This is a genomic window from Sphingobium scionense, assembly GCF_014197035.1.
Taxonomy (GTDB): Bacteria; Pseudomonadota; Alphaproteobacteria; order Sphingomonadales; family Sphingomonadaceae; genus Sphingobium; species Sphingobium scionense.
Genome location: NZ_JACIEU010000017.1, coordinates 127,268 through 133,924, shown reverse-complemented (window position 1 = coordinate 133,924; position 6,657 = coordinate 127,268). Strand labels below are relative to the sequence as shown.

Below are 6,657 nucleotides of genomic sequence, written 5' to 3'. Positions count from 1 at the left end.
TGATGCGCCCTTTTAGCTATCGCAAGGAATCATCGCGTTTTATCAATGCATTATTATTAATGATACACTTGCTCACGGGACAGAACAGCGCTTCTTCAACCACCTCATTACCGCAATGCAGACCCCAGCGCTGATCGCCAGCATCGAACGCGATCTCGAAGCCGGCCACGCCGCCATCATCCAGATCGTCTCGACCGGCGAGGCCCTGCAGGAACGCCGCCTCGCCGAAATCCCGACCGAGGAATGGGATGATGTTCGCGTGGATGTGACGCCTCGGGAGTATGTTCTGTCCTACCTCGAACACAGCTTTCCGGTGCAGCTTTACGAGCCCTTCAGCGACAGCGAGGGCAATCTCTGCTCCCGGCCCGTCACCGACAAGGACGGCAATCCGGTGATTTCGCGCGAGGCGATCGAACGCCGCGATCGGATGATCGAGCGGCTCGCCTCGCTGGCGCCAGTCCCGGCCGCGCTCGACCAGGTGCTCCACCACTTCGGCACCGACACGGTCGCAGAGGTGACGGGCCGGTCGCGGCGCATCGTCAAGCGGCGCGGGTCGGACGGGATCGACCGATTCGTGGTCGAGAACCGGCCGGGCTCGGCGAACATCGCCGAAACCGACGCCTTCCAGAGCGACGCCAAGCGCATCCTGATCTTCAGTGACGCGGGCGGCACCGGGCGCAGCTATCACGCCGATCTCGGCGCGAAGAACCAGCGCCTGCGGGTCCATTATCTGCTCGAGGCGGGCTGGAAGGCCGATAATGCGATCCAGGGCTTTGGCCGGTCGAACCGCACGAATCAGAAGCAGCCGCCGCTGTTCAGGCCGGTGACGACCGATGTGAAGGCGCAGAAGCGCTTCATCTCGACCATCGCGCGTCGGCTCGATTCCCTGGGGGCGATCACGCGCGGCCAGCGCCAGACCGGCGGCCAGGGGCTGTTCCGGCCCGAGGACAATCTGGAATCCTGGTATGCGCGCGATGCACTGCGCCAGCTCTACCGGCTGATCTTCAGCGGCAAGGTCGAGGGCTGCTCGCTCGGCGAGTTCGAGGCCGCGACCGGCCTGACGCTCGGCGACGAGGGCGGTCTTCGGGACGAACTGCCCCCGATCACCACCTTCCTCAACCGGATGCTCGCGCTCACCATCGATCTCCAGAACATCCTGTTCACGCGGTTCGAGGATCTGCTGACCGCCCGCATCGAGGGGGCGATCGCGAGCGGAACCTATGAGCTGGGACTGGAGACGCTCCAGGCCGAAAGCTTCAAGATCGTCGATCGCGCCACCATCTATACCCATCCGGGCACGAGAGCGGAGACGCGATTGCTGACCATCGAACGCAAGGACCGCAACAGACCGGTGACGCTCGACGAAGCCTTCGGCCATCTGCGCGATCGCCGCGCCAGATTGCTGGTCAACGCCCAGTCAGGGCGTGCTGCGGTGCAGGTACCGACGCGCGGTCTGCAACTTGATGACGGGAGCATAGAGGCGCGCATCCGGCTCGTCCGGCCGATGGAATCGACGCCGATGCCGCTTGCCACCATGGCGGAAACCCAATGGCGCGAAGCCGATCGAGGCGAGTTCGAGCGGGCATGGGAGGCGGAACTTGCCGATGTGCCGGTGTTTGCGACCAGCACCATGCACATTGTCGCCGGGCTTTTGCTGCCGATCTGGAAGCGACTGCCGCAGGAATCCACGCGCGTCTATCGGCTCCAGACCGACGATGGCGAGCGGATCGTCGGGCGCCGTGTGTCGCCTGCCTGGGCGGCGACCGCGAGCGCGAACGACAATGGCCCGGTGCTCGCGCCCGACGCCGCGTTCACGGCGCTGATGGATGGTCAGGCCATCCTCGATCTCGCCGAACGGCTCCAGCTTCGCCGGGTGCGTGTCATGGGCGTGAATCGGATCGAACTGGACGGCTTCACCGACACGATGCGCGACCGGCTGAAGGCGATGGGGCTGATCTCGGAGATCATCTCCTGGAAGCTGCGGCTGTTCGTCCCGACCGGAAGCGACGGCCCGACCGTGCTCGCCCGACTGCTGGATCGGTATCCGCTTCAGCGGGTCGGCGAGCGCCATGCGGCGTGACGGAGGGATGTGAGATGAAGAACTCCGCCACCGGGATATCGCAGCGCCTCGCCGATAATGCCGAGAGTGTCTGTCGCCGCTATCTGTCGAAAGGACATCGCGAAGGCCGGTACTGGCTGGTGGGCGATGCCCGCAATACGCCCGGACGCAGCCTCTATGTCCGTTTGGTCGCCTCTCCCGATGGAGGGGCGGCCGGTAAATGGACTGATGCCGCAACCGGCGACCATGGCGATCTGCTCGATATCATCACCATTGCGGGAGGCCATGCGCGGCTACGCGATACGCTGGAGGAAGCCCGGCGTTTTCTCAGCCTGCCGCAGCCATCGCCCCGGCAAGAGGGCGCTGGGTCCCGGCGGGAGCGCAAAACGCCGTCCGGCACGCCGGAGGCAGCTCAGCGTCTGGCGGCTGCTTCCCAACCCGTTGGCGGCACCCTTGTCACGGACTATCTTGCAGGGCGGAGCATCGGACCGCTGCAAGCGGGCGATCCGCTGCGCTTCCATCCGCGCTGCTACTATCGGCCATCCCGGAAGGATCCTCCCGGCACCCGTCGGGCCTGGCCGGCGATGATCGCTCTTGTCACCAATCTGGCCGGCGCGATCACAGGCGTGCATCGCACCTGGCTCGATCCCACGACGATCGAAAAAGCGCCGGTCGCCTATCCACGCCGCGCGATGGGCCATCTGCTCGGCCACGGCGTTCGCTTCGGGCGCGCTGGCGCGGTGATGGCCGCCGGCGAAGGCATCGAGACAATGCTATCGCTCCGCACGATCATGCCTGCATTGCCAGCGATCGCGGGGCTGTCGGGCGCCCACCTTGCAGCCATCCGGTTCCCGCCGGATCTTCGGCGCCTCTATATCGCCCGCGACGCGGATTCCACCGGAGCCGCCGCCGAAACCCTGTTGACCCGCAGGGCTGCGGAGGTCGGGATCGAGGCTATCCCGCTGGCGCCGATGCTCGACGATTTCAACTCGGACCTGCATGGCCTGGGGGCGGATCGGCTGCGAGCGCATCTGGCCCCTCAACTGCGGGACGAAGATGCCGAGCGTCACCTTCTCCTGTCCGGCTGAAGGCCGGGAAGCGGGAGTTCAGCTTTGTCGTCACCGGCGAAGCTGTGTCGCGTCATAGGCGCCATTTTCGCTGAAAAGGCCGCGCCCACGCCTTCATAGAGGGCGACAGGAGCAGCGGGCGTCCGGCGAGCACAACGGACAGACGGGGGCTATTTTCCGCCGCGCCCGCGAGCGGCCGCTTTGCATCGCGAGGCAAAATAGCCCCCTTTGTCCGTCCTCCGCTTTGCTCCGGCCGCCATCACGCGCCCGAAAGGGGCGCGCGCACGCTTGGCGCTTGGCGGTGCGCGCGCCGTCCGGCCCGCTGCCTTTCGTCGCCATGAAGGCCGCGAGGGTCGCGGCTCCCAGACGAAAAGGCGACATCCCGTGAACGACAGCAACGACATCCCCGCTGACGAGCCCGAACACGCCCAATCCCAGACAGCCTATCTGCTCGAGGAAATGCAGCTCTATGGCTATCGTCCCTTCGAAGATGAACCAGATCAACGTCCGCTGCCCGAATCCCGCCTCGTCGATGGCGCAGTGGCCGATATGTTCGATGGTATGGTCTCGGCGCTGATCGACACCCGGATCGAACCCGACCTCGAAGACATCCTCTGGGGGCTGGTCAACGTCTTCCACAACGGCATCCAGCGGGTCGAACGCGAACTGGACGATAACGAAGTGGCGCAAAAGCGGATGCAGCGCGAACAGGACGGCTCGGAGGTCAATTCGGTCGAGCTGGAGCGCGCGATCGCCGAGGGCGTGACCATGATCGAGCGGCGCGACACGTTCGAATATCTGCGCGATGCCGCCGCCGACCAGTACCGCAGCTTCACCAAGAAGCCCTGGCTTCCCCGGTCGGGTTCGAAGGTCAATCGCAAGGCGCTCACTTCGGCGGTCATCGCGAGCAAGGACTTCATCAACGATCGCAAATGGTCCGACAAGCAGGTGCTTATGCCCAAGGGTGTTCGCATCGCGATCTCGTCTGGGCCGGCGTTCAACGATACGCGGCTGATCTGGTCGACGCTCGACAAGATCCGGGCCAAGTTCCCCGACATGGTGCTGATCCATGGCGCGACCGAAAGCGGCGGCGAACATATCGCAGTCCTCTGGGCGGACCAGCGCGGCGTGCCGAGCGTCCCCATCAAGCCCGACTGGAAACTCGGCAAGGCCGCTCCGTTCAAGCGCAATGACGAGATGCTCGCCGCCATGCCCAAGGGACTGATCGTGTTTCCGGGCACCGGCATCCAGTCGAACATCCGCGACAAGGCCAAGGCGCTCGGCATCAAGGTCTGGGATTTCCGGCATCTGGGCGGCGCGTAAGCGCCGCCCATCCTCGCATTCTCTCGATGGGGCGATATGGTCCCTCGATCATGAACATCTCGCGTTACATAACTGCCGGCTTTTTCGCTGCGTTATCCTTCGACCTCCCGGTTCCGAGCTACGCGGCCCCGCCTATCGAGGGCCGGGCCAGCGTGGTTGACGGCGACACGTTCGATCTCGGCCGGGAACGGGTGCGGATTCTGGGGATCGACGCCCCGGAGCTGGATCAATCCTGTGCTGATGCAGCAGGCCGGTCATGGCCGTGCGGTCAGCGCGCCAAGGCGGCCCTGCGGACCTGGCTCGGCGGCGCCTCCGTTCGCTGCATTCCCGCCTATCGTGACCAGGGCGGCCGTCCTGTCGCTCGCTGCGCTGCTCGCGGGCGCGATATAGGGGGATGGCTGGTGGAGAATGGCTGGGCGCTTGACTATCCGCGCTACAGCAGCGGCGCCTACCACACCGCCGAACAGGGCGCCCGTCGCCGCCGGGCCGGCGTCTGGGCCGGGACTGTCACGCCACCATGGGAGTGGCGCGGCTCGCGCGAGGTTGCGCGGCGCGAGGCCCCATCACCGCCGCCCAATCCCCGTTGCGCGCTCAAGGGCAACATCAGTGCGGACGGGAGCCGGATCGTTCACGCGCCCGGCCAACGCGACTATGCCGCCGTCAGGATCGACACCGCGCGGGGCGAACGCTGGTTCTGTTCGCTTGCGGAGGCCCGTCGTGCCGGTTGGCGTCCAGCAGCGCGCTGATCGATCCACGGGCGCGGCCAGATAAGAAGGCAGCGCGGATCACGCCGCCAGTCCTGCTGCGTTCCGACCAGAGCCATCACAGTGTCCCGTTACGTTGGACGCGCACCGCAACATCCCCGCCGTTCGTGAACGGGCAGTTCGGTCCCAGTGCTGGGTCTGGCATCCCGCGTCATGGCGTTTTCTCCCTGCTGCCAGGTCCAAGGTCGTGGAAAAGGCGTCCGCACCACCCTCACGCCCGTTGCCTTGTCTGCCCCGTCGCGGCTGCCGCTGCGTGATGGCGTATGGCGGCGATGAAGCAGCGGCCCCAGTTGCGAAGATATGTGCCGAAAGGTCTGGGCGGTCGGGTGCGCGAGGTCGGAGCGGGTTAGTGTCTTCGATTGAAGCGTCCTTTCGGATTGGCGCCACTGTGCGAGAGCTGCCTTCGTTCGCGGTCATCACCGTCATGCGTCGATCGAGGGTTCGTTCCCTCCGACTGGCGAATCCCTAAGTCCTTTCCATTTCCGCCAGCAACCCCGGTGGCGCCGGACCGAGTTGCCGCTGCGCGGCTGCCCGCACCACTCCGGGCCTATGGGGTCAGGCCGCCGCCCGAGGGCGGCGATGCAGACGGCTCTGGACGGCCTTCACCCGGGCTTCGTCGGAGGGACGGTCCCTCGGACTCGAAGCAACGGAGATACATCATGCAGAACATCGTCATCCTCGCCGGCAACATCGGCGCTGAGCCGGAAAGCCGCAGCACCCAGGGTGGAACTAACATCACCAGCTTTCGCCTCGCGACCTCGCGTCCCCGCTACGCGGACGGCAAGGCGCTTCGCGACGACCAGGGCCGTCGCCTCCAGGACACCGAATGGCACCGCATCACCGCATTCAACGGCCTTGGCAAGACGGTTCAGGCCCATTGCACTACGGGCATGAAGGTTCTGGTTCGCGGCCGCATCCACTACACGGAATGGAACGATCAGCAGGGGGTGAAGCGCTACGGCTGCGAGATCATTGCCGAGACGATCGACTTCCTCAGTCGGGGCAGACCCGCCCAGGACAATGGCGGCGAAGCCGGCAGCGGCAGCTATGACACGGACGATGACATCCCGTTCTGATCAGAACGCAGCAGGCCCGGCGGAGCGATCCGCCGGGCCTTTTTTCGTGCCGACGCCCGTGGGGTTTGGGCCGCGACGCTGACACCGCCATCACATGCTTCCAGAGGCTCCGGGGTCAGCGCGAGATCCGAGGTGATCGCGAATGGAGCGCGCTGTTCAACCTCGCAGCCGAGACCGCAGAAATGGACGGAAGATCCGAGGCAGAGCGACGATTATCGGGACGGACATCACGCTCGCTTCGCCGCCGGCGCCATCCCCGCTCTCATTTGGCTCTTTCCTTGGTCCGGCCCAAGGCCTGATGCCATCAACCCGTAAAGGGTCCGCTACGCTTCGCGTGCGGCCTTCAGGCTGCGCCTGCGCGGTGATTG

At 65.6% G+C, this 6,657-nt stretch carries 4 protein-coding genes and 1 pseudogene; all 5 read left to right on the top strand.

The genetic code is table 11. The annotated features are described in order from the left end of the window. Positions 1-82: 82 nt before the first annotated feature. A pseudogene (locus tag GGQ90_RS19525) lies at positions 83-2,080 on the top strand (strawberry notch C-terminal domain-containing protein); the annotation flags it as partial. A gap of 14 nt (positions 2,081-2,094) precedes the next feature. Next, positions 2,095-3,147: a DUF7146 domain-containing protein gene (locus GGQ90_RS19520; protein WP_015460462.1), complete on the top strand. Its 1,053-nt coding sequence runs from the start codon at positions 2,095-2,097 to the stop codon at positions 3,145-3,147. 363 nt (positions 3,148-3,510) lie between these two features. Then, positions 3,511-4,449: a DUF2493 domain-containing protein gene (locus GGQ90_RS19515; RefSeq protein WP_015460461.1), complete on the top strand. Its 939-nt coding sequence runs from the start codon at positions 3,511-3,513 to the stop codon at positions 4,447-4,449. Positions 4,450-4,601: 152 nt separating this feature from the next. Then, complete coding sequence (locus tag GGQ90_RS19510) at positions 4,602-5,195, top strand: thermonuclease family protein (protein WP_188083572.1); 594 nt, start codon at positions 4,602-4,604, stop codon at positions 5,193-5,195. A 677-nt stretch (positions 5,196-5,872) separates the two neighbouring features. Then, the gene (locus GGQ90_RS19505; RefSeq protein WP_015460459.1) at positions 5,873-6,289 is read left to right on the top strand and encodes a single-stranded DNA-binding protein; all 417 of its coding nucleotides are present in this window, start codon (positions 5,873-5,875) and stop codon (positions 6,287-6,289) included. Positions 6,290-6,657 lie beyond the last annotated feature (368 nt).

Coding starts and splice junctions, on each gene's coding strand:
- GGQ90_RS19520 (WP_015460462.1), top strand. CDS start 2,095: ATGAAGAACTCCGCCACCGGGATATCGCAGCGCCTCGCCGATAATGCC.
- GGQ90_RS19505 (WP_015460459.1), top strand. CDS start 5,873: ATGCAGAACATCGTCATCCTCGCCGGCAACATCGGCGCTGAGCCGGAA.